General features: G+C 42.0%; 28 protein-coding genes. 5 read left to right on the top strand and 23 right to left on the bottom strand.

Annotation, left to right across the window (positions count from 1 at the left end; genetic code table 11):
- Positions 1-23: 23 nt before the first annotated feature.
- The 6 genes from I592_RS02430 to I592_RS02405 are packed head-to-tail and all read right to left on the bottom strand — an operon-like array spanning position 24 to position 5,288.
- Positions 24-800, bottom strand: a complete 777-nt coding sequence (locus I592_RS02430; RefSeq protein ID WP_244265147.1) for an SDR family NAD(P)-dependent oxidoreductase — start codon at positions 798-800, stop codon at positions 24-26.
- Positions 801-805: 5 nt separating this feature from the next.
- Positions 806-1,279: a PTS sugar transporter subunit IIB gene (locus tag I592_RS02425; RefSeq protein WP_010781816.1), complete on the bottom strand. Its 474-nt coding sequence runs from the start codon at positions 1,277-1,279 to the stop codon at positions 806-808.
- Complete coding sequence (locus I592_RS02420; protein WP_010781817.1) at positions 1,251-1,694, bottom strand: PTS sugar transporter subunit IIA; 444 nt, start codon at positions 1,692-1,694, stop codon at positions 1,251-1,253. The genes I592_RS02425 and I592_RS02420 overlap by 29 nt, the downstream gene beginning before the upstream one ends.
- A 17-nt stretch (positions 1,695-1,711) precedes the next feature.
- On the bottom strand, positions 1,712-3,400 hold the full coding sequence (locus I592_RS02415) for a PTS system mannose/fructose/sorbose family transporter subunit IID (protein WP_010781818.1): 1,689 nt from the start codon (positions 3,398-3,400) through the stop codon (positions 1,712-1,714).
- 26 nt (positions 3,401-3,426) lie between these two features.
- Positions 3,427-4,431, bottom strand: coding sequence for a zinc-dependent alcohol dehydrogenase family protein (locus I592_RS02410; protein WP_010781819.1), 1,005 nt, complete (start codon positions 4,429-4,431; stop codon positions 3,427-3,429).
- A gap of 14 nt (positions 4,432-4,445) precedes the next feature.
- Positions 4,446-5,288, bottom strand: coding sequence for a class II fructose-bisphosphate aldolase (locus I592_RS02405; protein ID WP_010781820.1), 843 nt, complete (start codon positions 5,286-5,288; stop codon positions 4,446-4,448).
- 230 nt (positions 5,289-5,518) lie between these two features.
- On the opposite strand from I592_RS02405, the gene I592_RS02400 reads away from it, so the two are divergent.
- The gene (locus I592_RS02400) at positions 5,519-6,271 is read left to right on the top strand and encodes a MurR/RpiR family transcriptional regulator (protein ID WP_010781821.1); all 753 of its coding nucleotides are present in this window, start codon (positions 5,519-5,521) and stop codon (positions 6,269-6,271) included.
- Between the two features lie 193 nt (positions 6,272-6,464).
- Here the strand turns inward: I592_RS02400 and I592_RS02395 are convergent, their stop codons facing one another.
- The gene (locus I592_RS02395; protein ID WP_010781822.1) at positions 6,465-7,883 is read right to left on the bottom strand and encodes a glycoside hydrolase family 1 protein; all 1,419 of its coding nucleotides are present in this window, start codon (positions 7,881-7,883) and stop codon (positions 6,465-6,467) included.
- Between the two features lie 182 nt (positions 7,884-8,065).
- Between I592_RS02395 and I592_RS02390 the strand changes: the two genes are divergently transcribed.
- Positions 8,066-8,779 (top strand): GntR family transcriptional regulator, encoded by a 714-nt coding sequence (locus I592_RS02390; protein WP_010781823.1) that lies wholly within the window; start codon positions 8,066-8,068, stop codon positions 8,777-8,779.
- Positions 8,780-8,971: 192 nt separating this feature from the next.
- Positions 8,972-10,318, top strand: coding sequence for a PTS sugar transporter subunit IIC (locus tag I592_RS02385; RefSeq protein WP_044926008.1), 1,347 nt, complete (start codon positions 8,972-8,974; stop codon positions 10,316-10,318).
- Positions 10,319-10,362: 44 nt separating this feature from the next.
- On the opposite strand, the gene I592_RS02380 is transcribed toward I592_RS02385, so the two are convergent.
- From I592_RS02380 to srlA, 11 genes are all read right to left on the bottom strand, one after another.
- Entirely contained in the window at positions 10,363-11,523 is a 1,161-nt protein-coding gene (locus I592_RS02380; RefSeq protein WP_010781825.1) for a hypothetical protein, read from the bottom strand.
- A 246-nt stretch (positions 11,524-11,769) separates the two neighbouring features.
- The gene (locus tag I592_RS22125) at positions 11,770-11,898 is read right to left on the bottom strand and encodes a hypothetical protein (RefSeq protein ID WP_279625393.1); all 129 of its coding nucleotides are present in this window, start codon (positions 11,896-11,898) and stop codon (positions 11,770-11,772) included.
- Positions 11,899-11,909: 11 nt separating this feature from the next.
- Positions 11,910-12,995 (bottom strand): glycosyltransferase, encoded by a 1,086-nt coding sequence (locus I592_RS02375; RefSeq protein ID WP_010781826.1) that lies wholly within the window; start codon positions 12,993-12,995, stop codon positions 11,910-11,912.
- 9 nt (positions 12,996-13,004) lie between these two features.
- Positions 13,005-13,697, bottom strand: a complete 693-nt coding sequence (locus tag I592_RS02370; RefSeq protein ID WP_010781827.1) for an aspartate/glutamate racemase family protein — start codon at positions 13,695-13,697, stop codon at positions 13,005-13,007.
- 115 nt (positions 13,698-13,812) lie between these two features.
- Positions 13,813-14,925, bottom strand: a complete 1,113-nt coding sequence (locus tag I592_RS02365; protein ID WP_010781828.1) for a hypothetical protein — start codon at positions 14,923-14,925, stop codon at positions 13,813-13,815.
- Between the two features lie 191 nt (positions 14,926-15,116).
- Complete coding sequence (locus tag I592_RS02360) at positions 15,117-15,950, bottom strand: class II aldolase (protein WP_010781829.1); 834 nt, start codon at positions 15,948-15,950, stop codon at positions 15,117-15,119.
- 25 nt (positions 15,951-15,975) lie between these two features.
- On the bottom strand, positions 15,976-16,650 hold the full coding sequence (locus I592_RS02355) for a triose-phosphate isomerase (protein WP_010781830.1): 675 nt from the start codon (positions 16,648-16,650) through the stop codon (positions 15,976-15,978).
- Complete coding sequence (locus I592_RS02350) at positions 16,640-18,115, bottom strand: xylulokinase (RefSeq protein WP_010781831.1); 1,476 nt, start codon at positions 18,113-18,115, stop codon at positions 16,640-16,642. The genes I592_RS02355 and I592_RS02350 overlap by 11 nt, the downstream gene beginning before the upstream one ends.
- A 5-nt stretch (positions 18,116-18,120) precedes the next feature.
- The gene (locus I592_RS02345; RefSeq protein ID WP_010781832.1) at positions 18,121-18,489 is read right to left on the bottom strand and encodes a transcriptional regulator GutM; all 369 of its coding nucleotides are present in this window, start codon (positions 18,487-18,489) and stop codon (positions 18,121-18,123) included.
- A gap of 18 nt (positions 18,490-18,507) precedes the next feature.
- Positions 18,508-19,518, bottom strand: coding sequence for a PTS glucitol/sorbitol transporter subunit IIB (gene srlE / locus I592_RS02340; RefSeq protein ID WP_010781833.1), 1,011 nt, complete (start codon positions 19,516-19,518; stop codon positions 18,508-18,510).
- A 46-nt stretch (positions 19,519-19,564) separates the two neighbouring features.
- On the bottom strand, positions 19,565-20,095 hold the full coding sequence (srlA, locus tag I592_RS02335) for a PTS glucitol/sorbitol transporter subunit IIC (RefSeq protein ID WP_010781834.1): 531 nt from the start codon (positions 20,093-20,095) through the stop codon (positions 19,565-19,567).
- A gap of 176 nt (positions 20,096-20,271) precedes the next feature.
- Between srlA and I592_RS02330 the strand changes: the two genes are divergently transcribed.
- Entirely contained in the window at positions 20,272-20,631 is a 360-nt protein-coding gene (locus I592_RS02330; protein WP_010781835.1) for a PTS glucitol/sorbitol transporter subunit IIA, read from the top strand.
- A gap of 147 nt (positions 20,632-20,778) precedes the next feature.
- On the top strand, positions 20,779-21,513 hold the full coding sequence (locus I592_RS02325; protein ID WP_010781836.1) for a GntR family transcriptional regulator: 735 nt from the start codon (positions 20,779-20,781) through the stop codon (positions 21,511-21,513).
- A 25-nt stretch (positions 21,514-21,538) separates the two neighbouring features.
- On the opposite strand, the gene I592_RS02320 is transcribed toward I592_RS02325, so the two are convergent.
- From I592_RS02320 to I592_RS02300, 5 genes are all read right to left on the bottom strand, one after another.
- Positions 21,539-22,189 carry a DUF998 domain-containing protein gene (locus I592_RS02320; protein ID WP_010781837.1) on the bottom strand — a complete coding sequence of 217 codons (651 nt, stop codon included), beginning with the start codon at positions 22,187-22,189 and terminating at the stop codon, positions 21,539-21,541.
- 81 nt (positions 22,190-22,270) lie between these two features.
- The gene (locus I592_RS02315) at positions 22,271-22,993 is read right to left on the bottom strand and encodes an AAA family ATPase (protein WP_010781838.1); all 723 of its coding nucleotides are present in this window, start codon (positions 22,991-22,993) and stop codon (positions 22,271-22,273) included.
- Positions 22,994-23,129: 136 nt separating this feature from the next.
- Positions 23,130-23,315 carry a hypothetical protein gene (locus I592_RS02310; RefSeq protein ID WP_010781839.1) on the bottom strand — a complete coding sequence of 62 codons (186 nt, stop codon included), beginning with the start codon at positions 23,313-23,315 and terminating at the stop codon, positions 23,130-23,132.
- Between the two features lie 86 nt (positions 23,316-23,401).
- Entirely contained in the window at positions 23,402-24,238 is an 837-nt protein-coding gene (gene msrA, locus I592_RS02305) for a peptide-methionine (S)-S-oxide reductase MsrA (protein WP_010781840.1), read from the bottom strand.
- A gap of 138 nt (positions 24,239-24,376) precedes the next feature.
- Positions 24,377-24,697, bottom strand: coding sequence for a hypothetical protein (locus I592_RS02300; RefSeq protein WP_010781841.1), 321 nt, complete (start codon positions 24,695-24,697; stop codon positions 24,377-24,379).
- Positions 24,698-24,790 lie beyond the last annotated feature (93 nt).

The following is a 24,790-nucleotide window of genomic DNA, read 5'->3' as shown; positions in this document are numbered from 1 at the left end:
TCCATCCTCCTAAGACATTCGTCTTAATCCATCCACTCTCCACCAACTAAATTGATTGACTGCCCAGTTAAATAACTTGAGTTATCCGTTAATAAAAACTCCGCTGCATTAACAACATCTTTTATCTCCACTAATCGATGCATAGGAATATTCCTTTTGAAATAGTCCATAACATCGTCCGGATTCATATTTCGTTTTAGTGCATATTCATATTTCAACTTATCCCACATTTCTGTTTCAACAATCCCTGGACAAATCGTATTGACTCTTATATTTTGATCAGCGAATTCTTTTGCGATTGCTTGAGACAAGCCTTGAACACCAAATTTGCTAGCACAATAAATTGTTTGCCATGAGCTCGCTTTTTTTCCAGATAGGGAGGACATATTGATGATCTCTCCACCGCCGTTTTTTAACATTCTCTCTATAGCCACTTGACTGCACAGATAGACTGCTTTTAGATTGACATTCATTGTCGCATCCCACATTTTTTCATCACTTTCCAAAAAAGGAGACATTTTGGAGAATCCAGCAGAATTAACCCAGGATGTTATTGGACCAAAAGTTTTCTCTACACTTTCAGAGGCCGTTTGAATCTGTTGTTTATCGGTGACATCTACTTTGCAAAATATCAGGTTGGCTTTCTCAGAAACACTGTTCAAGACGTCTTCAGCTTTGACATTATCCAAATCAAAGAGCGCGACTTTGGCTCCTTTTTCCACAAATGCTTTCGCCATCGCTGCACCCATGCCGCTACTTCCGCCAGTAATGACGACTACTTTATTTTCCAACTTTTTCACCCCAATTAATTCAGATACTTTGCCACACTCACCGGTTTGTCTTGCGGCATTACTTGAATAAATACGTTTACATTTTTGCTTAACAACGCTCTAAATTGCTCATTTTCTTCTTCACTAGAAGAAATATTTTTGTATAAAACACTACGTTCCGGTCTAGTTCCCATTCCGCCAACATCAATTTCATCAATTTCAATGCCATGATCCACTAAATAATTCAATGCCTGCGGTCCTTTGACTAATAAAATTGTTGGTTCATCTAATCCTTGTGAAAAGAATCGAACCCCGTCTTCTTTCGTGAAAACACCAATTGCGATCTCTTCTGGAATGGCCATTTCTAAAACTTCAATCATGTATTCATCATTTGCTGTACCATCATCCACAATTACGACCTGAGTCGCTTTTTTATTTTTTATCCAAGCAGTCATTACCTGTCCATGGATCAATCTGTCATCAATTCTTGTTAAGACTAAGTTTTGCACGTTTTCTTCTCTCCCCTTCTTTAAAAAGTTGTACTTTTACCCCCAGTGAATCTTCTGTTATTGCATTATTCACTAGTTCTTCCATCGATTTTTCACTATTTTTATCTAACGCGAGTGTCAGCAGCATAGGCATATTCATACCTGAAATTACGCTAATTTTAAACTCTTTTGCCAAATAGAGCGCACTCTGATAGGGTGTTCCTCCTGCTAAATCAGCTAAAACTATCGTCTCACTTTCCCCAGCTTCACATACTTCTGAAAGGACTTTTGATAATTTCTCTCTAAAAACTTCGGGTGTTTCGCCAGGTTTTAGAGATACTGCCTTTATTCCAAAATCACTTCCTGCTACCATTTTTAATGTTTCCATTAAACCATTGCAGAAATCCCCGTGACTTATCACTACAAGATTTACCATATATTAACTCTCCTTTTTTAACCAGCGTACCCTAAGATGCCCGTGAAGTATCCCAAGATTCCAATGACGAAGATAGCAATGATGATATAAATTGTATTCACTTTTTTTCTTAACATTGCTAAAACAAGTAATGTAATTCCCAATGGGATCAGCCCAGGAGCAAGCGAGTCTAACACTTCCTGTAATTTCGTCGTCCCTTCTCCAATACTGAAGGCTAAAGGGGTATTGATTGCAACACGAGAGGCTGCCATAGCTCCTACCACCATTAGGCCAACGATACTAAAAGAATTGATAATTTTATCGATTGTTCCATTTTTCAAAATTTTCAATAAGGACGTTTTACCATGTTTATATCCTGACATAAACATAAAGTAACCGCAACCAAAAATCAATAGTTCAAACAATACGAACGATAAAATCGGACCTAAGTAGCTTCCCTCTAACGCTAAGGAACAACCGATACCAAACAAAATCGGAAACAGAATTCCCTGCATGACGGTATCACCAATACCCGCTACAGGTCCCATTAGGCCTGTTCTCACTGCATTGATGTCTTCCGCACTAACATCCTCATCGTTTGCTCGCGCTTCTTCCATTGAACAAGCAATACCATTTACAATGGGACCGATCGTGAATACTTCAGAATTATAGAAGACCATGTATTTCTTTAGTTCCTCTACGCGTCGTTCGTTTGTATCATACAACTCACGAATTGGTGTGATCATTAGATTGGCAATCCCTAATGCTTGGAGTCTTTCGTAGTTATAGCAAGATTCTGAACTCGTTGTCCATAGCCAAGTCTTGATCAGCGTTTTCTTAGAAAGCTTCTTAGTATAGTTAATATCTGCGATTGGCGTCCCTGCTGTAGCAGTTCCTTTAGGTGCTGTAGAAACAACGTCTGTGGTCTCTACTCCCTTATCGACGGATAATCGTTTAACACGCTTTTTCTTACCGGATTCTTGTTGTGCTGCTTTTTCATTTGTTTGACTGTACATATAAATCAGCAGAGCAATAATTGCTGAAAAGATTGAAATAGCCATCAACCCGATTCCTGAATAAACTGTTAGGAAGAAACCTGCAAAAAACCAAGGAATAAGATTTTTCTTACCCAAGTAATTCAATAGCATTGCAATTCCAAGTGCAGGCATTATTCCACCCACGACCTCAAGCGAATTTATGACACCTTTTGGCACAGCATCAATTAACGTCTTCGCCCAAGAACTTCCAGAGACAACCAATAAGAATGCAGGGATTCCATAAAGCACAAATGCCACACAGAAAGAAGGAACAAAGTTCATTAGTCGAACGCCCCTTAAACTCCCCTTTTCTAAAAGTTTATCCGCTTGGTGAATCCATGCGGCGTTAACTGTCATGTAGATGTTATTTAATAACAATCCAAACATACTAAATGGAATAGCAAACGTCACAGCCATCGTAGCATCCGCACCTGATAAAATGGTCATTGCGGTCCCGAAAATACCTGCAACAATCGTATTGCTTGGCATTGTTCCCCCTGCAGAAATGTAACCTAAATAAATTAATTGAATATTTGCACCTGCCAACATTCCTGTCATGGGATCACCCAAAAATACACCTACCAATGTTCCGGTTGTCAATGGATAAACTAAACATTTTGTTACAGGACCAAAGAACCACCACTGTCCCATTGTCGCTAAAAGAGCAACTAATATTGCTGAAAACACCATTTCAATTCCTCCATTTTCGTTTTAGTTTAATGTTCGCCACTTAGCCTTATCATCACTTTTCCTTTTCTCGAATAGTCTAATTTCTTTAATTCATCACCAATTTCCTCTAGACTTAACTCTGCACTAATAATTTTTCTCGTATCTATGATTCCACTCTCTAATAATTTGACGGCTCTTTCTGATGTATGCGGATTCAAAAATGAAGTATAAATACTTACCTCTTTTGTATAAGCGTCAAATTGATTGAAACTGACTGGCTGATCTGGATCTCCTAATCCAAACAACATAACTTTCCCATTTTTACCTGCAATCCGGATCGCCTGTTCCATCGTACTTTGAAGACCTATACATTCGATCACATAATCAAAATTATACTCTTGACTATAATTTTCGATTTCAGCATCGGATACAGCGATATCCGCACCTAATTCCAGGGCTAGTTTTCGTTTTTCCTCCTCTCGTTCCACAACAAAGATTTTTCTTGCCCCAGTATATTTGATTAATTGAAGCATCAGAGATCCGATAGCTCCCATCCCATACATAACGATCGTTTTACCAGTCTCGATTTTAAGTAGATCTAACCCGTGAATTACACAAGACAACGGTTCAGTAAATGCTGCATCTTCCAAATCCAAAGAATCTGCTATATGGTAAACATTTTGCTCTGGTGGATAAACATACTCTGAAAACCCTTTCGCCACACCATGGCGTGTTAAACAGAAATTGGGAAAACCTTGCTGACACCACGTACATTTCCCGCATCCATAGCTAGGATCGCATGCTACACGATCTCCAGGTTTAAAGTAGTCACATTCTGGTCCTACAGACTCTACAATTCCCGAGCACTCATGCCCTAAAATGATTGGAGGGATGACAACACTTGCCCCGTTTTTCCCTTGAAATTTATGAATATCCGTTCCACAAAGACCACACCAGGCAACTCTAATTTTCACTTCATCTTTTTCTGGTTCTCTATCTAGAACTTCTCGTACCTCATATTCATAATTGCCAACATAGAATCCTGCTTTCATATTGATTCCTCCAACTAATTGTTTTTAAATAGCTTAATTTTTCTCTGAACAATCTCATCAATTGTTTTCAAACATGGGACAACATTATCCCGATTGGACGTGTTCTCTTTATTTTTGTCATAACACTCTTTTGAACTTTTATTCCATCCTACGAGCAATTCTGTCCCAACATTAAATTTCCGAATCCCTAAATCAATTACCTTTTTGACATCCTCATCTTTAACGCCAGTGCCGCCATGAATCACAAGTGGAATATCTACAGCATCATTGATTCTTTTTAGTTGATCGAAACTGATATCTGTTTTTGATTGATATTGTCCGTGATTCGTTCCGATCGCAACAGCAAGAGCATCAATACCCGTTTGTTTTACAAATTCAACGGCTTCTTTTGGATCTGTATATTTCACTTCATCTTGACTAACCGCTAGGCCATCCTCAGTTCCGCCAACAATTCCTAACTCCGCCTCCACGCTTACACTATTTTTTCGTGCATATTCAACTACGCGTTTTGTGCCTAAAATATTTTCTTTAAATGAAAGAGATGAGCCGTCATACATGACTGAACTATAACCCGCGTCAATAGCCTTTCTAATTTCATTAAAATCCTTCGCATGGTCTAAATGGAGCACCACGTCGATTCCGTATTCATCGGACATTGATTTACAAATAGCTACTAAATTTTTATGTCCAACATATCCGGCGGTTCCACAACTAGTCTGAATGATTATTGGTACATGTTGGCGTTCCGCTGCCCGTAGCATTTCAGGTAACATTTCTAAGTTATGAGTGTTGAATGCACCAATAGCCATATTTAAGTCATTTGCTTCTTTCAATACCTCTTTTAGCGTTACATACATTTCAATCGTTCCTCCTAAAGTGTTTTCCAAACATTTTAATTGTACAAACAACCGTATGTTTGAATTAACATCATGATAGCCTTTTCAAAAAAAGATTACTACACAGTTTCTTTGAAAAGTCTTTCAGAATATCCTGAATTCTTCATAATTCAGAAAATTTTTTCATGATACAATAGATAAACGAGCTTATTTCCTATACTTATATCATGAGTAAATCAAGGAGGTATCATATGATTATTCATTTAAACAGAAACATGTACACTAGTTTGTCACAATCAGAAAAGCAAGTAATTGACTTTATAAATCAAAATGAGAAACTTATTCCTTCATTATCAATTACTCAACTGGCTGAAAAGACCTTTACTTCTCCTCCAACAGTTTCAAGAACGATTCAAAAATGTGGGTTTTCTGGTATTTCAGAACTTCGGCATAAAATATCTCAACAGATGTCTGATGAAAAGAGAAATGATTCTCCGTTCATCGTCAATAGTATTTTAGAAAAATCATTTCGAGAGTGTAAGGAAACAATTGATTTGATACCAACCACTTCGATTCTAAAGACAATTGAATACTTAAAAGAGGCACAGAGAATTTTTATTTTTGCTAGAGGATTTTCTGCGATTATTGCGGAGGAATTCCAAATGTATCTTCAGCTACTTGGATATAACGCAATTATCGTGAAGGATGTGATGTGGATGAAAAAAACACATCGTATCGTAAAAAGCACGGATATGGCAATTATTTTTTCAGTCAGAAACTCCACTCCAGAATTACTAGAGTCAGCAAAAACCATTCACCGTATCGGAGCGAAACTTGTTACTTGCTGCTGCCTATCTCCAACTCAATTAGAAGATTATTCGGATATCTCAATTATCGGGCACTCAGAACAAATTATGGAAATCCATGATTTGAAGGTCTACTCTAAAATACCACTATTCATAATTGCTCGAACTATTATCGACTATATTAGTGCAGAATCTTAAAATAGCGATATTGCTGAAATGACCTCCAAGAATTAGCAAAGAACCTAACTCTTATCAACAGATCAAATGTGTCCTTTTTACGTTTGGGGAAATTGGAATAACAGATTGTAACTTCTCCATAACCACACATAAATAAGTTGTTTCTAAAAGATGCAAAAAAACCAATCGGCAGCGATTGGTTTTGTTTGTCTATTTATACTAAGCGATCCACATCATAGGAAAAGCCGTTTTCGTCGCTGAGTTTTTTATAAAACTCGCCGCTTTTCTTGATGGTGCGTTTTTGTGTTTTCAGATCAAGCGACACTAGGCCATAGCGATTCTTATAGGCGTTGATCCATGACCAGCAGTCAATGAAGGTCCACAAATGGTAGCCCTTGATGTTGCAGCCGTCTTCGATTGCTTTCCATAGATAGGCTAAGTGGTCTTGAATGTATTCGATCCGATAGTCATCGATGACTTGCCCTTGCTCATCCATGAAGCGTTCTTCGTTGGCAACGCCCATGCCGTTCTCAGAAATGAAGGCCTCGATATTGCCGTAATTGTCTTTGATATCCATACAGAGATCATGGATGCCTTTTTCATAGATTTCCCAACCGCGGTATTCATTCATTCGACGGCCCGGCATCACATGGTTTTCGAAGAACCAGTCTGGTAAAAACGGTCCTTCTGGGTTGATCGCGGTCAAGCGTGCCTTCACGCGTTTTGGCTCATAGTAATTCAATCCTAAGATTTGAGCCGTATTTTCTTTGATGCAGTCTAGATCTTCTTCTGTATAATCCGCAGGCAACTGGTCGTATTCCCGTAGAAGAGCGATCAGTTTTTCTGGGTAGATTCCTTTGACCATTGGATCTAAAAAGCTGCGTACATGGAACAGATCGGCAATCTCTGCGGCCTTCACGTCTGCTGGGTTTTGACTCCGAGGAAACGTAGGGCTTAAGTTCAAGATGACCCCGATCTTGCTATCTAGCTGATGCTTTTTATGAGCGGCGATCGCTTTGGCATGGGCTAAGATGGTGAAATGTGCAGCCTGCGCCCCGCGCTTGAAGTCGATGATATTCGGATAATGAAAGTCTTCTAAATACGAACCCAAAATGGGGCCCAACGGTTCGTTAAAGGTGAACCAATGATAAACCAGATCCCCGAACTCTTTAAAGCACGTGTCCGCAAAATGCACATAGGCGTCCACGACTTCTCGTGATTCCCAGCCACCCTTATCCTGCAGCGCTGCCGGCATATCAAAATGATACAAGTTCGCAAAAACCTTGATGCCGTTTGTCGTCATCTCTGTGAATAGATCGCGGTAAAAGGCGATCGCTTTGGGATTGACTTCCCCAACGCCATCCGCTGGAAACATACGCGCCCATGAGATCGAGACACGGAAGGAATTATGCCCCGTCTGTTTCATTAGCTGGACGTCTTCCTTGTATCGATGGATATGATCCGTCGTCGTTTCCGAACTGATTCTTTGATAAAAGCGGTAAGGCTGCTCTTTGTACCAGCGCTCCCACACAGTTTCTGCTTTTCCTGTTTCTCCACGACCTTCTGATTGTTCAGCCGACCAAGCGGAGCCCCACCAAAAATCCTTTGGAAATGTTAAGTGTTGTGTCTTCATAATATCCTCCTCTTGTTGAATGCCATTTCATCATAACATCGCTTACAATAAAATGGAATAGATTTTTTATTAAAAATATATACTTTTGCACAAAAAGGATTCTTTTCGCCGTAAAAGCATTGCGTAAACCCGATAAAAGTATATAATTATTTATATCTTTTAATGGGAACAAGGAGGTTGAAATGAAAAAGAACGCAAAATATATGGAAATCTACTTAGATGTAAAACGCAAGGTCGAGGACGGGACCTATGCGATCGGAGAAAAATTGCCTTCTGGTACTGAGTTGGCTGAACATTATGACACTAGCAAGCTGACGGTTAAAAAGGGCCTGGATATGCTCGTCTCTGAAGGCGTCCTCCATAGTCGCAGCGGATTTGGCACCGAAGTGCTCCGCAAACCAATCGACAATTCAAAGGTCTTTGGCCCTAGTGAAGGCCTGATGAGCGTCGTAGGAGAAGAACATGTTGATTCAGAGATCCATACATTTTCTATCGAGCTGCCTTCTAAAAAAGTCGCGGAAAGCTTGCAGTTGAGCGAAAAGGACTATGTCTACAACATCGTCCGCAGTCGTTTTGTGGATCAGAAGCCGTATTCCTTGGAGCAAACCTTCATGCCTCTTTCGATCATTCCGGGATTGGAACCGAAGCATCTCAAAAAATCGGTCTATTCCTATATCCGAGACGAGCTCCATCTAGAGATCAATGCTTCTCATGTATGGATGAAGGGGGTTTTAGCAAACGCCTTCGATGCGAAAATCTTAGGGATCAATGCTGGGGACTTCATGATCGAGATTGAAAAAAGTGTTTCCTTAGCCAATGGCACTCCTTTTGAATATTCAATCACTCGCCATTTGTATCAAGACTTTATTTTTGAAGCCGTATTTATGGAAAACTAATCGGAAGAGCTGAGTCTTTCAGCTCTTTTTTTCTGCCTATTTTGATAAAAGTATATATTTTTAAAAAAAGTTGTTTACTTTTACGTGAATCCGTTTTATTATTTAATCAAGGTAAGTGCTTACACTAATTTTTCTAAGGGTACTGGGTCAGAACCTGCTCTAGTATTAAAAACACAAAAAGGAGAATCTATCGTGGAGAACAAAAACAAAAAGGAACAAATTTTTGAACGCTTTGGCATCATCGCGACAAAATTGGGCAATCAGATCCACATGAGGACATTACGTGACGCCTTTGCGACATTTATGCCGTTCATGATGCTCGCCGGCTTCGTGACGCTGATCAACTACGTCATTTTAGAGCCGACAGGATTTATGGGGAAAATCGTCAACCCCGCTACCCTGACGAAAGTTCAGGAAATCGGGATGTCTATCGCCAACGGGACATTGAGTATCACAACGATATTGGTCGTCGCTGCAGTTTCTTATCATATGTGTGTCAGCAGAAATTATACCAATCATATTGCAGCCGTCTTAGTATCCATCTCAACATTTATGGTGTTGACACCGATGAAAATGATGTTCACGCCTGAAAACGCGACAAAAGCAATCGAAGTGACCGGTGTGATCCCAGGTTCATACACCGGAGCATCTGGAATGTTCGTAGGGATCTTTGTTGGGTTATTGGCAACAGAACTCTTTATCAAGTTGTCCACCAATGAAAAATTGCAGATCAAATTGTCTGGAAATATTCCGCCAGCCGTCTTGAAGTCCTTCAACGTACTGATCCCGATCATGATCACGGTCACAGGCTTTGCGATTTTGTCTTTTGCAGTCAATCAATTGTTCAACATGGACGTAAACGGTCTGATCACCAAAGCGATCACAGGGCCATTGAGTCATGTAACGACTGGTTTGCCGGGATTCGTCTTGATCACGTCGATCGCGAATCTGTTCTTCGGCTTCGGAATCCACCAAGCCGTGATCTCAGGTTCATTGCTTGATCCGTTCTTGCTGCAAAACATGCAGGAAAATATGGCGGCTTACGCAAACAAAGAGGAGATCCCTCACATCATCAACATGGCCTTTAAAGATACTTTTGCTGTAATGGGCGGTTCTGGAAATACGATCGCTTTATTGATCGCGATCTTTATTTTCAGTCGCCGGAAGGATTACAAAGACTTTGCGAAGCTGTCTGTGACACCAGCTATTTTCAATATAAGCGAGCCGATCATCTTCGGATTGCCGATCGTCTTTAATCTAAGTCTGATCATCCCATTTGTCCTGGCACCGATCTTCTCATTGGTCACTGCTTATTTTGCGACTGCCGCTGGGTTGATCAATCATGTCGTCGTTCAGATCCCTTGGACGACCCCGCCGATCATCTCTGGTTTCTTAGCAACTGGCGGCGATTGGCGTGCCTCTGTCCTGCAAGTACTGATCATCGCCGTCAGCGTCTTCATCTACTTGCCCTTCTTACGCATTGATGAACACGTCACCGCGAAAATGGCACAAACAGAAGCAGAAACAGCCAAACAATAAACAAAAAAAGCGATCCCCTTTTGTTGGGGATCGTCTTTTTTTGTTTAATAAGCGCCAGATATCGAGCCGTTTGAGAAGTCAAAGGACGTGCCTTTGAAGGATGGGAAGCCTTTGTTGGTTACATCGGCACCATTTCTCAAGACCTTCAAATTGCGAATCCTGACTGGCGTATTCGTCGTATCATGCAAAATGTACGCGCCGCCGCCAGGGCTCAAGGTGGTTTTATATTGACCGACTAGCTTGTTGTTCACAAATGTCTGCATATAGCCAGAAGCAAAATATTTCACGCGTAAATGGACCGATTGCCCATTGTTGATCCGCGGTGCGTTCGTATTGACTGAGTAATACTGTTGACCCATCACGCCTGAATTTGCTGGGAAATTGATATTGGTCGTATTGATCCTGCCTTGGGCAAAGTTCGCATCCGAGCCTGCTTGATAATGAAGGCTGATCCCGATCTGACCGCAAGCTTTCCCATTTCCGGCGATCACGAATTGTGTTTCATAGTCGCTCTTGTTCCCTGTCATCGCCACATCTGCTGAAAAGTCCACTGTCGCATTGCCGCCTAGATTAGCTTGATCGAAGGGTTTATTGGAATACAAATAGCGATACGATCCTGGCTGTCCTTGTTCAACGCCGCCGACACCCGTGATGTTCACATCGACTTTTCTAGGAGGAACGCCTTGGTTCGAGTTGCCGCCGCCCGGATTTCCAGTAGACGCCTTTGTCGAATAGAAGCCGACGCCTTCATACCGCCAGCCGACCTTTACTAGATGGTCTTTTTCATACGCATGCAGCGTATAATGGTGTGTGCCGGTCTTCGCATTCGGATTGTAGAGTCGGTACACAGGAATGTTCCCGCCAGACTGCCAAGAGATTCCTTCGTAGCGCCAGCCGACTTTGACTAAGTGATTTTTCTCGTTTGCGTTCACCGTGTAATGGTGATCACCGCCGTTGTTCGGGTTGTACAACCGATAAACAGCCGCCCCTTTTGCCGGTGTCTCCCACGCAGTGCCTTCATTGCGCCAACCCACTTTGACTAAATGATTCCGCTCGTTCGTATTTTCTGTGTAATGATGTTCCCCTGAATTCGGGTTATAGACCCTTAACAAGGTTCCTGCCTCTGCATTTTCAGCATGGACGAGCATCGAACCGCCAATCAAGACTGCTGATGCAACAAAAAATTTCGCTACCCATTTCTTCATGATCCTTTTCTCCTTCACGTTTGATTTTTCATTTGGTCCTGCCAATCAACTCACGAAACAATAAACACCTGCTTCCCATTTTTATTATGAAGAAAAACGTTCTCTGCTGCTTATATCCCCTTGTGCATACGATTATTCTGTTTAAATAATAATGTTTTTCATTATTATTGATTATACGCTTTCTCAGCCAAGGATGCCATATAAAAGATATTTCGTTATTTATATAAAAATAAAAAATTTGCTGTCTTATAAATAGGCCTGTTTGATCTGCTCTGCGGCGTTCTGGGCTCCTTTTGCGTGCACCATCAACTGCTGCATCTCTCGCGCTTTTTCTTGCACCTCGCAGGTACTCAAACGACGGATGCAATGATCCAATGTTTGAGGGGTCAAGCGATTAGGCGGAAGCGCGATGGCGTTACCAAAGGCTTCACAGTAGGCGACATTGACTTCTTGTTCATACAGCCGATGCCGATAAAGGGTTTTCCAGAAGCGCAGGCGGTCTGCACAGTTCCCTCTCCGCCGTGGATCACCGAAAAATCGACGTGCTTCGATAATTCAAACGCCGGCAGCCAATCAAACACGTGGATGTTGCGGGCGGTAGGCATCTCTTCAAGATAGCTTTTGATCGGCGCGATCACTTCAAATTCAGTCGTTTCAAAGTAGCGCAGCACCTTTTCAATCAGCGAACGCTCGCCTGAACTGCCCATCGCAAAATACACCACTTGCTTCTTCTTTCTGCGGGCTGTCTCGATCACTTGAAGGGCGCGCTCGGGGATTTCATAAGGCAAATGGGCGTATATCGGACCGACAGAACGATAATTGGCGGGAAAATCCAGCTCTGCTGTGAAGGCGGGCAAGGTCGTGATCAAATTCAGGTCGCCATCCAGCATCTCCAATGTATATTTAGGCAATTTAAGTTCGTAGTGTTGAGCCGCTTTTTTGAAGGCTCTAGGTTTCCACGTCAGCCGCTTCGTCACCTCAAGAAAACCATGCCAAAGAAGCTTCCCTGGAAGGTACGTCTTCTTCAGTTGGCTGGGGATCACACAAGCCGACCTATGATTCATATGCGGACGGGACAGCGCCACGGGTTTTACATAAACGAGAGGAATCTCCTTGATCCGAGCCGACAAGAAGATGGTGACATTGCTGCCGGTCACAATGACCGAAGGCGCAGTCTGCTGGATCAGCCTCCCTTCACTTGCCACACGTTCAGCGACGATCGTTTCTGTGAAAGGATTTTTCAAGCTCTTTCCCTGATCGAAGGCCATGATCGCTGCTTCTTGCTGAGCCGTCCATTTAGGGCTCAGCAAAGAAAATTCAAAGCCGAGCTCTTGGATCAGCGGTGAATACCTTTCGGAAAACCCGCAAAATATACAGTTATATTCCTGACGCAGCACCTTCGCAATCTCGATCATGCGGGTCGTCTCTGCTAAATTGAATGTGGCTGGCGCAAAAAGAATCGTCTTTACCATCGATTTCCCTTACTCAGCCAGCGCTTGCTCGACGGCCTTTTGAGAATGGATCTCCGTCGTATCAAACACAGGGATCGCTGCATCCGCTTGCTGGATCAACAAGCCGATCTCGGTACAGCCCAAAATCACCCCTTCTGCTCCCGCCGCGATCGCTTCCTCTATCACTGAAACGAACATGGCCTTCGATTCAGACACGATCTTTCCATGACACAGCTCCTCGAAGATAATCTGATTCATCGTGTCGATCTCCGCCTCATTCGGAATCCATACCTCCATTCCGCTATTGATAAGCCGCTTTTTGTAAAAATCCTGCGTCATTGTATATTTCGTCCCTAACAAAGCTACCTTTTTGATTCCCTTCACCTGTAATTCAGCGATCGTCGCATCTGCAATATGCAAAATTGGAATCGTTAAATAGTCGGCGATCTGCGGCACGACTTTATGCATCGTATTGGTGCAGATCACCAAAAAGTCAGCGCCTGCCTGCTCCAAACGTTGGGCCTCTTTGCCCAGGATCTCACCGCTTTTTTCCCATTCATTCGCCGCCTGGCACCGTTCGATCTCTTCAAAATCCACACTTGCCAATTTGATCTTTGCTGAATGCAGCCCTCCAAGGGTTTCATTCATCAATTCATTGATCCGCGTATAATAGGTCACTGTGCTCTCCCAGCTCATGCCACCTAATAATCCAATCGTTTTCATCCTGCCACCTCTTCTTTGATAATTATTTCTTCATTATAGCAAGAAACAGGCCGCCGATCCTATTTTTTCATTCGCAAAAAAAAGCCCGATCCTTCGAAGGATCGGACTTTCTGGATCAAGCAGACATCTGCATGGATTGATCCAAGGCTTCTTCTAACTGTTTGTATTGTTCTTCTGTTAAATAAGGTTTGTAGGTCCGTTTGAGCTGGTCGATCTGAGTTTGTGTTAATTGTGTTTGCCCGCTTCGAATGGCGTCAAGCAAATCATTGAAGTCTTCATCTGAAATGAGGGAACTCTCTTCTTTTGTCGTAGAAAAGATTTTTTCCACTTCTTCGGTCGAGACCGTGTCGGCTTTTTTCGGAAGCGCAACGCTCTTGTCCGAATTTTTTGCTTGATTCTCAATCTTCACATCCGCAGATACAGTGGTCCCATTGTTCTTAGCTGCTAGCTTCAAGGTTGTTTTTTGCGTATTTTTCTTCGTGTCGATGGTGACTGTTTGCTCGTACTTGGTTAGGTCATCAAGCTTTTTCTCCAAGTCTTTAGCCGTTTTCTTCTCATCGGCATTGCCGTTTTCTTTGGCATATTTGATGAACCCTTGGATATCCTTCTTGGTAAAGGTCCGTGTGATCGTGTCGTCCTTTTTCTCAAAAGAATCAGAGTCCAAGGTTTCCGCGTACTCTCTAAAGAGCTTCGAATTGAACCCTCCGCTGACCACATCCGTATTCGCCTTGTTGGCCCCTTTGTCCTCCAAATCCTTCTCTTCGATATGGATATATTTCCCCTTCAGCTTCTGAAGGTCACTTTCATTGATCGGCGCCTCAGAGCCAAATTCTTTCGCGATCTGACTGATCTCAGACAACATCTCGGTACTCATATACAATGATTTTTTCTTTTGATCCATGAAGAATTTCACTGGAACCTTTTGACCCAACAGCTCAACATTCATCGACATCTCAAGCAATTCTTTCTCGTCATCCTTGAGATACTCTCCAGAGATTTTCGTTCCATTGATCATTTTAGCTGCCATCTCCATCGATGCTCGCGCAGGGGCATCAGCTTCATCGCCACCCTTGATCTCGACATTGTCGATCACCAGAGAATAGTTGCCCGCATTCATTTTGCTTTGTTCCGCCAGTGCCTCAGAAAATTCATCCTGAGTCGGCTTTTTGCACCCGGCAAAAAGGACCAAAGCGAAGGCCAATCCTATTATCACTCTATACTTTTTCATCTTATTCTCTCCTTTACGAGGGGATATTCTTTCTCCAACAAAAAGCTTTTCTTAATCATATAGGTAGCGTTTCGTTAATACAAATATTTCTTGCTGAAATACTCAACTTTTTTTATAAATGAAGAATCCGCAGACTTTTTTAATAGCACATTAAAAGAGTCCACGGATTATTTTTGTTTTATTTAAGAGGTTTAATGATTTAATTCTTTTATTTTCTCAAATGTTTTTCGTTGTACAGAATTTTTTGCATTTGTTAGAACAGCAATCAAGTTGGCTTCTTCATGATTTTCATCATAAGCATGCCCGATACTTTGGATATAACTTTGCCTTAATTCACTTGCCACATTTACTTTGACGACATTATAATCTTTCATACGTTTCAATTCTTCCGGAGAGATACCTGAGCCTCCATGAATAACTAAAGGAACTGGTGATTCTGAAGCGATTTTCTCTAATAATTCAAAATCAATACAAGGCTCTTCATCCATTCCGTGAACATTCCCTACAGAAACTGCTAATAAATCACAACCGGTCCGCTCAACAAATTCTTTCACTTGTTTTGGATTAGTTTTACAATCTGCCTCACTAACATGGTCATCTTCTTTTCCTTTGATTGCTCCTAATTCCGCCTCAACAGTTACTCCGTAGGCTTTTGCAAACTCAACGGCAGCTTTGGTATATCGAATATTTTCTTCAAAATCAAATTCCGCGCCATCAATCATCACTGAATTGAATCCTGCTCTCACCGCTGCCTTAAAATCGTCCAGCTTTTTCCCGTGATCTAAATGTAAGGCAACTGGCGTGTCCATATTTCTTGCTTTTCGCTGAACCATTTCTACAATACCTTCATATCCAGCTAAACCAATATTGGACGGGGCAATTTGTATAAAACTAGGTACTTTTGTTTCTTCAATTGCTTCTAGTATCCCCACCGTTGTTTCCAGATTGGTCGTGTTAAAGGCTCCACCCATCACTTTTTTTTCTTGAATAAATCTAACTAACAGATTTCCATCTACTAATGGCATCTTTTCACTCCCTCTATATTCATCACTATTTTAACGCGTGCATCAAATCGGCTAATAATTCATTTTTATTTTCCGATAGAGCTAATGTACTGGATATTCCTGTTCCTTGTGCGCCTAATCGAAGCAATCGACGAACATCAGCCCCGCAAGTAATTCCAGCCCCCTCCATAATCAAAATATCAGGGTTTACTTCTCTAACTGCAGCGATGGTATCAGCAATATATGCCTCGTCGCTTAGTGTGCCGGTCCCTACTAAATGGTCTGGTTCACAAAGAATGATATCCGGGTCCATCAATGCTACTGCTCGTGATTCTTCAGGTGTATCTGCACACACGATCGTAATGATCCCTAGCTCTTTCGCGCGTGTGATAGCCAAACTTAGTTCTTTGATTGTTAACTGGTTCTCCATATGGTTCAAGAATGTCGCCTGTACCCCGTTTGCTTTTAGGGATTCAAGCGGCGTTCTCCCCATTCCTCTTCCTAATCCCTTTGCATCCGCCGTCTGTGCCGTTACAATCACATGCTCAGTATTTTGAACGACATTCACTAATTCTGCAGCTGGTGCAACGAAAAAAATCGATGAGTGATGTTCTTTGGCGTACTGATCAGTCAGCATTGCTAATTCCAACAACTCATTGCCGACTAAATAAGACTTAGGACTAACAGTAAAAAAGGGAGGAGTTATTTCTTCACGTTTCATTTTTTTGTCTCCTTTCCTTTTGGATGATCACATTTGAAAATTCTATAAATGATTGGTATTTTTTTTGGTACTTTGCAGTCAATTCTTTTTCTGGTACTATTTTTTTTAGCGGCGTAACAAGTTCTGGAAATTGATGGTGTCGGTGATAATAAGCAAGCATTGCCGCACCGCAACTAGCTTCGCGAGATTCTTGATTGACCTGAATCGTCATATCCAAGACGTTTGCAAATATTTTCGGCCAAAGCTGGCTTTTCGCTCCTCCACCAATCAATAAAACCTGTTTAAACGATCGATCGGAATGCATCTCTTGGATCAGTCTTTTAATAGCAAAGGCGACCCCCTCGTAAACCGCTAACGAAAAATCATTTTGTGTACTGGTCAAATCAATCCCATAAAATGCCCCGCTAAGATTGCTTTCATTGAATAAGGTTTTATCCCCACTTAAATAAGGGAAAAAAATTACTTTATTGTTTCCTAATTTTTTTTCCAACTCACATTCGAACTGAGTGACATTTTGTAAAATGATTTGGTTTGACCACCATTCAATAACCTTTGCTCCACTTTGCAAGGCACCTTGAGTGACTATTCGTTGGTCGTCTTTCGAAATTTCAGCAAGAATGTTTTTCCCTTTAGCGAGCCATTCGTCCTTACTATTGGTTAAAATCACAACGCCAGATGTCCCTAAAGAAATGATTGGATCTTCATGCTTACTCTGATTCGCGATAGCTGAAGCAACATTATCGCCAGTTCCTATAATTACCGGGATCTGACTTTCTCCCTTTATCCCCACTAATGCTAAATTTAAGTTTCCTGCACTGCTGGATGCATATTGGACTTTCGGCAATAAAGTTGACGGCAGATGAAACATCTCCAGTAGTTCTCGTGACCATTCTTTTTTATGAACATTGAATAAGCTACTTGTAGATGCGTCGCAAAAATCAGTCGCCCACTCGCCTGTAAGAACAAGTCGAATATAGTCTTTTGCAATTAAAAGTTTGTCTAGCCGTTCATAATAATCTGGTTCATGCTCTTTCACCCATATCAAATTTGCTAATGGACTTCCCGTGGATACTATTTTTAAAATATTTTTAGTCTGTTCATTTTCTGGTAATTGGGCTTTGATTCTTTCTACCACGTCACCCGTGCGCTTATCGTTCCACATGATGGCTGGTCGAACCGGCTGATTGTCGCTATCTAAAAAAACAGTCGTGTGCATCTGCCCCGTGATCCCAATCCCCTTGACTTTCTGATAGGAAATAATGGAGAAAATCTCTCGTAACTGTTCAAGAACGATCTTCGACCAAGTAGATGGATCAATTTCCGTCCATCCATTTTCATTGATGATATACGCATATTTCTTATTTTTTTGGTCAATGATTTGAAACGCGTCATCATAAACTACGCTTTTTATTGATGTCGTTCCAATATCAATTCCGATAAAGTATTCCACAGTCGCATCCTTCATCTTACTTACCCTCGTTGTTCTTGGATTTTACTTAGCGATACTTTTAAAGCATCATAAAATTTGTCTCCACTCATATCTTCTAATGCCGCATCGACGCCACACCCGACTAATTCCGTTTTTTGTTTGAATCTGGAAAAGTTGGTCCAGCCATATAAATATTGGCAGTCTGTAATTCTCCCGTGACTATCTGCCACGACGATGATCATTACTTTTCTAAAAAAATTCACTTTACTCACGCCACTTCCAAGATACCCTGTAACGTTTTGTTTTAGCTCACTCAATTTTCCATTGACTTTTTTCCAATGAAAATAAGAGGACACGGTTCCTAATAGCCAAACTAGAAGTATCACGAACAAAATTTTTATTTCCCCCATCGTTCTCGCTCCTATCTTTTACAGACCAAATGAAACAAAATAAGCAATCACGATCGCTAATGGTCCGGTTAACAATTTTCCGATCAAAAATGCAGGCACACCGTTTTCTATCGTTTCCGGTTTGGCTTCCATCAATGTCAATCCAACCGGCGCAAAATCAGACCCAACCTGACAATTTACCGCATAAAGGGCGGGTAGAGCATAATGGGCAGGAATCGTTCCAGAAGCGATCTGATTTCCAATCAAAAGACTGATCACAGAAGCAATGATCGCTCCCGGACAAATCAATGGGGATAGAAAAGGAATGCTACAAAATAGACCGATCGCGATCAATCCCCAAATACTTCCAGCTAACGGCGACAACAAATTTGCGATTACATCCGCGAAGCCTGTGTAATTGATGATCCCAATTAACACGGATACAAACAGCATGAAAGGGATGATATTTCGAATGATGGTATCTACCGTATCCCTTGCCGCCTGGTAAATCACGTTAATTACATTCCCGACAGTCACTCCAACTTTATTGATAGCATCCATCATCCCGTTGCTTGTTGTTTTATTTGATTCATACTTTTCTCGTGCTTCCTTCGTGATACTTTTCTTAGGCGCATTCTTATCTGCTTGTGGACTCGTTTGAACAGTTGCTGTTTCTTCTCCTTCTGCGGCTAAAGCGATGCTTGCTGGCGTTACACCAGATACGAAAATATCCTCAGTGATATATTTTGCTAAAGGTCCTGAAGGAGAACCTAGTTTCACATTTACTGTGGGAATACCTAGCTTAGGATATGTACCGCATCGTGCGATTCCAGCACAATCAATCACTGCACAAAACGCTTCTTTTGTGTCGATTGGATTCGTAAATTGATCAATGACTGTCGCACCAGATAATTCAGCAATTCGTTCAGCCACTGGGTTGACTCCACCTGTCGTAACACTGATCACATATTTCTTTTCCTCTGTCGGTGTCACGACTAAGGGACCACCCCAACCGCCATTGCCATGAGAAATTTTTATTGTGTTAAACATCATGATTCCTCCTTGATTTATGATAATTTCACTCGCGAAAATTCATTTATTGAGAAACTTCTAAGTTTCTTCTAGCAGCAAACCGTTTGGCTAATTGTTCTGTCACGATCCCTCTGATCAAACAGATCACAAATCCTGTTAATAAAAAACGAATCGCTAGATCACTCTGATTCCCAACTGTAGCAAAGCCTCCAGAAACGCCTAACCAAACAAATAGCTCTGAAGAGTTCGCATGTGGGAACAACCCCGTAATCGGATGCAGCATCGAAACTGTCGAATCATAAAATCCTGCTTTGTATTCTTCCTCTAAAAAGGTTCCGAATGTGTAACACATTGGATTTGTTAAGAAGAAGCACGCTAAGAAAGGAATGACAGTGTATCTTAAAAGTGTAAAACGCGTCATTTTTTTCATAAAACCAAAGACTCGTTCTTCTCCGATAAATTGAATAAGAGCGTTAACAAAAAGAATCAAACAAGCGATCAGCGGGATCATTCCTCCGACAAATGAAGTGAACTGATCTGCACCCGCTTGGAACAAACCAGTAAAGTGTTCTGCGATAGTAATTAAAAAATCCATAGTAAAACTCCCTTTCTTTAATTAATTCCTTCAACCGTTACCCTAACCTTTCCTCCTTTACTTGACGATACTAAAAGCGATTTGTTACTATACATACATAAACGTCTATAATGGTATAGTAATAGGAACGCTTTCATTTGTCAACAGGGTTTAAAAAAATACTAGGAGGAAGTAGAATGAATATTTTTGAAACAACGGTTATTGCGATTGGCGAAGACGCGGAGGATTTTAAACAGGAAAACATGCTGCTGCTCTTTGGTGAGGACGCACCGCCTGAATTAAGTGATTTTTGCTACAAGATCACTCTTGCACCTATCAAAGAAAAAATTGTTCCCGAAATGGCTTTATGTTTTAATGACACTATTTATCGAATCACTGCCGTGGGAGAAGTTGCGGAGGAAAACTTACGTCAGCTTGGTCATATTACGATAAATTTTGATGGCGCTACCACAAGTGAGATGCCTGGAACTATTTATGTCGAACAAAAAGAACTACCTGATTTAAAAATCGGTGACACCATTTCTATCTCTAAGTGAGTCTTCTTTTAGATTTTCTATCACTATCACTAAACAACAAATGTCATTTAGTTCCGTTTCCAATAAATTATTCCTATATATCACAGGTAAAATTGGCTATAATGAAAGCAAGAACTTTCCGACTGGGAGTTAGGAGAATTTAACTTTATGGAAATCGATAAACATTCATTAGTACCCATTTACGAACAGGTAATGGATTATATTAAGAAGAAAATTGAAAAAGGCGAATGGAAAAAAGGAGATAAAATTTCTACAGAAAAAGACCTCATGGAACTTTTTGACGTGAGTCGAGGAACGATCAAAAAAGCCATTTCGTTGTTAGTAGAAGAAAAAGTATTGACGCAAAAGCAAGGAAAAGGAACCTTCGTCATTGATGAGAATATCAGTTTCCCCTTTGCAGAAGGACTGATCTCTTTCTCTGAATCCATGAAAAGCCAAGGAATTGATTTTGAGACTGAATTGATCAATCTGGAAAAGAAAAAAGCGGATGAAAAGATTGCTGAACTTTTAAAGATAAATATTGGTGACGACTATCTTTTTATTGAACGAACTCGAACTGTTCATGATGAAGTCGTTATGTTTATACAAAATAATATCAATATCCAGTTGGCGCCGAATATTGATACTGCGGATTATGCCCACGAGAGTTTATTCAATATTGTAGAAAAATACAGCAAACACAAAGTTGCGTACAGCGAGACTTCTTTTGCGGCTGTTCCTTCCACAAAAGTAATATCCGACCTTCTCCATATAGAGGAAAATTCTCCGCTGCTCTATCAGGAACAACTGGTCCATCTAGATGATGACTCAATCATCGAACTCGGCAGAGTATGGCTCAAATCAAATAAATTTTATGTAGGAAGTATTTTACAGCGTTCTTAGTAAAAAAGCACCTAAACCAGTCCGACTAACGGCGAACAGGTTTGGGTGCTTTCTTTTTGATCTGACTTCCTGCAAACAAAACGATCGGTAAATAATTAAAGACAAAACTTAGTCGTTGCCAAAAGCCTAAGTGCTGGAAGACAACGAATTGATTGAGCTGCGGGATGCGTGCCAAGCCATAAATGGCGGCTACTAGCAGACTCAGCAGGAAAAGAAGTAAATAGCGCCGACTTGCGGAGCGATTCGCTTGCTTTCTGTAGATCAGATATAAGACGAAGGGGAAAATCAAAAAGCCCGCGTATCCGATCCCTGATCCGATATTGTGGACCCACGTGGAGAGGTTCCAATGAGCGTCTGCTGAATCAACACTGAACAAGCCCGTAAAGATACAGTCCCCGATCCCGTAAGAACCAATCGCTGCGGCGGCGAGGAGGGCGAGGGTCTTGGACGTTTTTTTCAGCGTCGTGTAAATGGCTGGCAAGGACAAGGTGTACAAGCAGCCGGCCACGACGGACCAGATCAGAAAGGCTTCACGAACTGGACTGTCTACATCTCCAAAAAGACTCATGACAGCCGTCATCTGATTCAGTGACGGATAAAAAAGACCGAGTACGTACGGTGTCAAAAAATCGGCGAGGACTCCCGCCAGTAAAAAATGAAACCCGTATTTTTTCAAAAAGTGTCCTTCTTTCTATCTCTTTGCTGCTTTTAGTGTAGCATTGAATGGCTTTTGGTGGAAAAGAAAGCCTCCTGACTGTTACTGATCCAGCAGGTAGTGGAGCATCCGTTTTGGGTCGTCGTAAAAGAGCTTGGTTTCGTTAAAGGCAATGGTTTTCTCTAAAGGGACTTCCTCCAAGCCAGCGTCTGAAAATTGATAGATCACTGCATCAGGATAAGCCATCAAGATCGGCGAATGCGTCGCGATGATCAAGTGACTGCCACCTTGAACCAGACGATCGATCTCCTGCAGCAGCGTGAATTGGCGACTCGTGGCAAGACCTGCCTCAGGCTCGTCCAGCAAATAGAACCCTTCATTGCCAAAGCGATGTTGAATGATCGACAGGAGTCCTTCGCCGTGAGAACGGGTATGAAGGGACTGTCCACCATAGGAGCGATAGCCTTCTCTGCCCAATGCCTCTATCTCTGAAGCTACATTGTAATAGGTCTCCGAACGCAAGAAATATTTCGTCTTTGGCACGCTTCCCTTTCTCACCAATCGAACATGCTCGCCTAGATCCGAATGGGTCGCCACGGTGCTGAAGGTGAAGTTTTCACTCCCGCCCTCTGGATTGATCCCGTACGCCACAGCGATCGCCTCTAAAAGAGTCGATTTCCCTGTCCCATTGTCTCCTGATAAAAACGTGACCGGGCGCTGAAAGGACAATCCTCCCTTACGAGAAATCTCCTGGATCGCAAAAACATCGAAGGGGTAGCCTGTAGACGCCTCCCTTTCGGACAGTTTCAATTCATGTACAAACATTCGCTGGCTCCTTTCTATCTGGATAATCACTTGCTTTGCTATGAAACAGTGTATCATTAATCCAGCACAAAAAAACTGTGATCTTTCCCAATGGAAAAGATCACAGCTTTCTTCAATAGGCATACGTGCCAACTGCTTATCTGGTCAATACAGCCCCCAAAAGTACTAGAACAAGCAACAGACCGAACATCCCGCCTAAGCACGCACCTTGAAGGACCGCTAACCAGCCATACAGTCTATTCGCCTTGTTCTTCACTAGTCCATTCATCCAAAACGATAGGACTAAACCTGCGATGGTTAGTACCAACAATACCATTAACATCTTACTCACCCTTTCTGGTTTTTGTTTCATATAAAAGTTACGCCAAAAAGGGTGAAACGTTTTTTATTGCAGCCGTAAATGCGCGATCATGTATCCTTGCTCCTTCGCAATCCGGTCCGAAGCGTTCCTTTTAGTTGTTGATACTTCAGGAATTGCCGCCGTTCCCGCTCGATCGCTTTGTACCGCTTTGGTTGTTTTTTGTAAAACTGCTGATGGTAATTTTCTGCTGGCCAAAAGGTCGCCGCGCCTCGGATCTCGGTCACGATCGGTTTGCTGTATCGGTCAGAGTCTTTCACTGCCTGCTTTGTCTCTTCCGCAATTCGTCGTTGAGACGCATTCGTTACAAAAATGATTGGACGGTATTGTGCCCCTCTATCTTGAAATTGCCCCCCATCATCGGTCGGGTCCGTGATCTGCCAATAAAGAGCGATCAGCTCTTGGTAACTGACGATCCGTGTGTCAAAAATGATCTCCACCGCTTCCACGTGTCCGGTCGCGCCGCTGCTCACTTGATCATAGCTCGGATGTTCCAGCATTCCGCCAGTATAACCAGATAAAACCGAAACGATCCCCGGGTGCGTCTCGAAGGGCTCGACCATGCACCAGAAGCAACCGCCAGCAAAAATCGCCCGTTCCTGATTGGAGGGATCGGTCACCAGATGCGCGGCGTCCTCCGCTAGACCACTGGCTCTTTCTTGACCCGTGATCTCTTGATAAAAATCCGTCACATCCGGCGTCAAATTATTTCGCGTTGCCAATGGACGCAGTTCCGCTTCCAGTTTGGCTATTTGCTCTTTGAAATTCCCACTATTCTCCAACGCATCCTTTGCCTTCGTCAATAAATAGCGTTCCCATTCGCGGGTGTGGGGATTTAGAATCAAGTTATAGATTTTTCCCAATACTTCTTCCTGTGATGCCACCATCCGCTTGTCCCCCTCGCTTATTCGTCTGGTAAAATCAACTGCAATTTATCACAATCGCGCCGAATAATCGAATCGTTTGATTGGTCTGACGTCTACAAGCTGTTTTCTTCTGGGGATGCTTCATTAGAACCCGCCTTTTTATGCTTCGATTATTTTTTTCTTGATTCCTTCAAGGTCGTGCGTTGCCACTTCATTTCCAGTGATCCATACTACGTTGGCGTTTTTTGCCCGTTCCGTATAGAAGCCCCTGCTAGTTCGAGGAATCACGACCACCTCGGCTTTGGGCAGCGGCTCCGAAAGATTATCACTGATAAATTCGATCGTCCATTCAGGAGCTAGCAGGTCCCTCATCTCTTTTTGAAATTTGTTCGGCCACAGCAAGGCGCTCATCCCATTGGGTAAACTCACTGTTTGCTGATGATTGTTGAATGACCATACCCATACCACACGTTTACTCATAGTCTTCAGTCCTTTTTCTATGATTATCCTCGGAAACGTTGGAAGACTCAAGGAGAAAACCTGCGATTTGTATTTCCTTTCTACCTTTCGCAA

The sequence above is a fragment of the Enterococcus gilvus ATCC BAA-350 genome (assembly GCF_000407545.1).
Classification (GTDB): Bacteria; Bacillota; Bacilli; order Lactobacillales; family Enterococcaceae; genus Enterococcus_A; species Enterococcus_A gilvus.
Note: the sequence above shows the minus strand (reverse complement) of the source record. Positions and strands in the feature narration are given on the sequence as shown.

Excerpts from the sequence above, each read along its gene's own strand:
- I592_RS02400 (WP_010781821.1), top strand. The coding sequence starts at position 5,519 with ATGATTATTCATTTAAACAGAAACATGTACACTAGTTTGTCACAATCA.
- I592_RS02315 (WP_010781838.1), bottom strand. The coding sequence starts at position 22,993 with ATGTTTGTACATGAATTGAAACTGTCCGAAAGGGAGGCGTCTACAGGC.
- I592_RS02310 (WP_010781839.1), bottom strand. The coding sequence starts at position 23,315 with ATGTTAATGGTATTGTTGGTACTAACCATCGCAGGTTTAGTCCTATCG.
- I592_RS02370 (WP_010781827.1), bottom strand. The coding sequence starts at position 13,697 with ATGAAAACGATTGGATTATTAGGTGGCATGAGCTGGGAGAGCACAGTG.
- I592_RS02375 (WP_010781826.1), bottom strand. The coding sequence starts at position 12,995 with ATGGTAAAGACGATTCTTTTTGCGCCAGCCACATTCAATTTAGCAGAG.
- I592_RS02355 (WP_010781830.1), bottom strand. The coding sequence starts at position 16,650 with ATGAAACGTGAAGAAATAACTCCTCCCTTTTTTACTGTTAGTCCTAAG.
- I592_RS02395 (WP_010781822.1), bottom strand. The coding sequence starts at position 7,883 with ATGAAGACACAACACTTAACATTTCCAAAGGATTTTTGGTGGGGCTCC.
- I592_RS02380 (WP_010781825.1), bottom strand. The coding sequence starts at position 11,523 with ATGAAGAAATGGGTAGCGAAATTTTTTGTTGCATCAGCAGTCTTGATT.
- I592_RS02360 (WP_010781829.1), bottom strand. The coding sequence starts at position 15,950 with ATGCCATTAGTAGATGGAAATCTGTTAGTTAGATTTATTCAAGAAAAA.
- I592_RS02345 (WP_010781832.1), bottom strand. The coding sequence starts at position 18,489 with ATGGGGGAAATAAAAATTTTGTTCGTGATACTTCTAGTTTGGCTATTA.
- I592_RS02325 (WP_010781836.1), top strand. The coding sequence starts at position 20,779 with ATGGAAATCGATAAACATTCATTAGTACCCATTTACGAACAGGTAATG.
- I592_RS02420 (WP_010781817.1), bottom strand. The coding sequence starts at position 1,694 with ATGGTAAATCTTGTAGTGATAAGTCACGGGGATTTCTGCAATGGTTTA.
- I592_RS02390 (WP_010781823.1), top strand. The coding sequence starts at position 8,066 with ATGAAAAAGAACGCAAAATATATGGAAATCTACTTAGATGTAAAACGC.
- I592_RS02405 (WP_010781820.1), bottom strand. The coding sequence starts at position 5,288 with ATGTATGTAACGCTAAAAGAGGTATTGAAAGAAGCAAATGACTTAAAT.
- I592_RS02415 (WP_010781818.1), bottom strand. The coding sequence starts at position 3,400 with ATGGTGTTTTCAGCAATATTAGTTGCTCTTTTAGCGACAATGGGACAG.
- I592_RS02365 (WP_010781828.1), bottom strand. The coding sequence starts at position 14,925 with ATGAAAAAGTATAGAGTGATAATAGGATTGGCCTTCGCTTTGGTCCTT.
- I592_RS02330 (WP_010781835.1), top strand. The coding sequence starts at position 20,272 with ATGAATATTTTTGAAACAACGGTTATTGCGATTGGCGAAGACGCGGAG.
- I592_RS02300 (WP_010781841.1), bottom strand. The coding sequence starts at position 24,697 with ATGAGTAAACGTGTGGTATGGGTATGGTCATTCAACAATCATCAGCAA.
- srlA (WP_010781834.1), bottom strand. The coding sequence starts at position 20,095 with ATGGATTTTTTAATTACTATCGCAGAACACTTTACTGGTTTGTTCCAA.
- srlE (WP_010781833.1), bottom strand. The coding sequence starts at position 19,518 with ATGTTTAACACAATAAAAATTTCTCATGGCAATGGCGGTTGGGGTGGT.
- I592_RS02410 (WP_010781819.1), bottom strand. The coding sequence starts at position 4,431 with ATGAAAGCAGGATTCTATGTTGGCAATTATGAATATGAGGTACGAGAA.
- I592_RS02350 (WP_010781831.1), bottom strand. The coding sequence starts at position 18,115 with ATGAAGGATGCGACTGTGGAATACTTTATCGGAATTGATATTGGAACG.
- msrA (WP_010781840.1), bottom strand. The coding sequence starts at position 24,238 with ATGGTGGCATCACAGGAAGAAGTATTGGGAAAAATCTATAACTTGATT.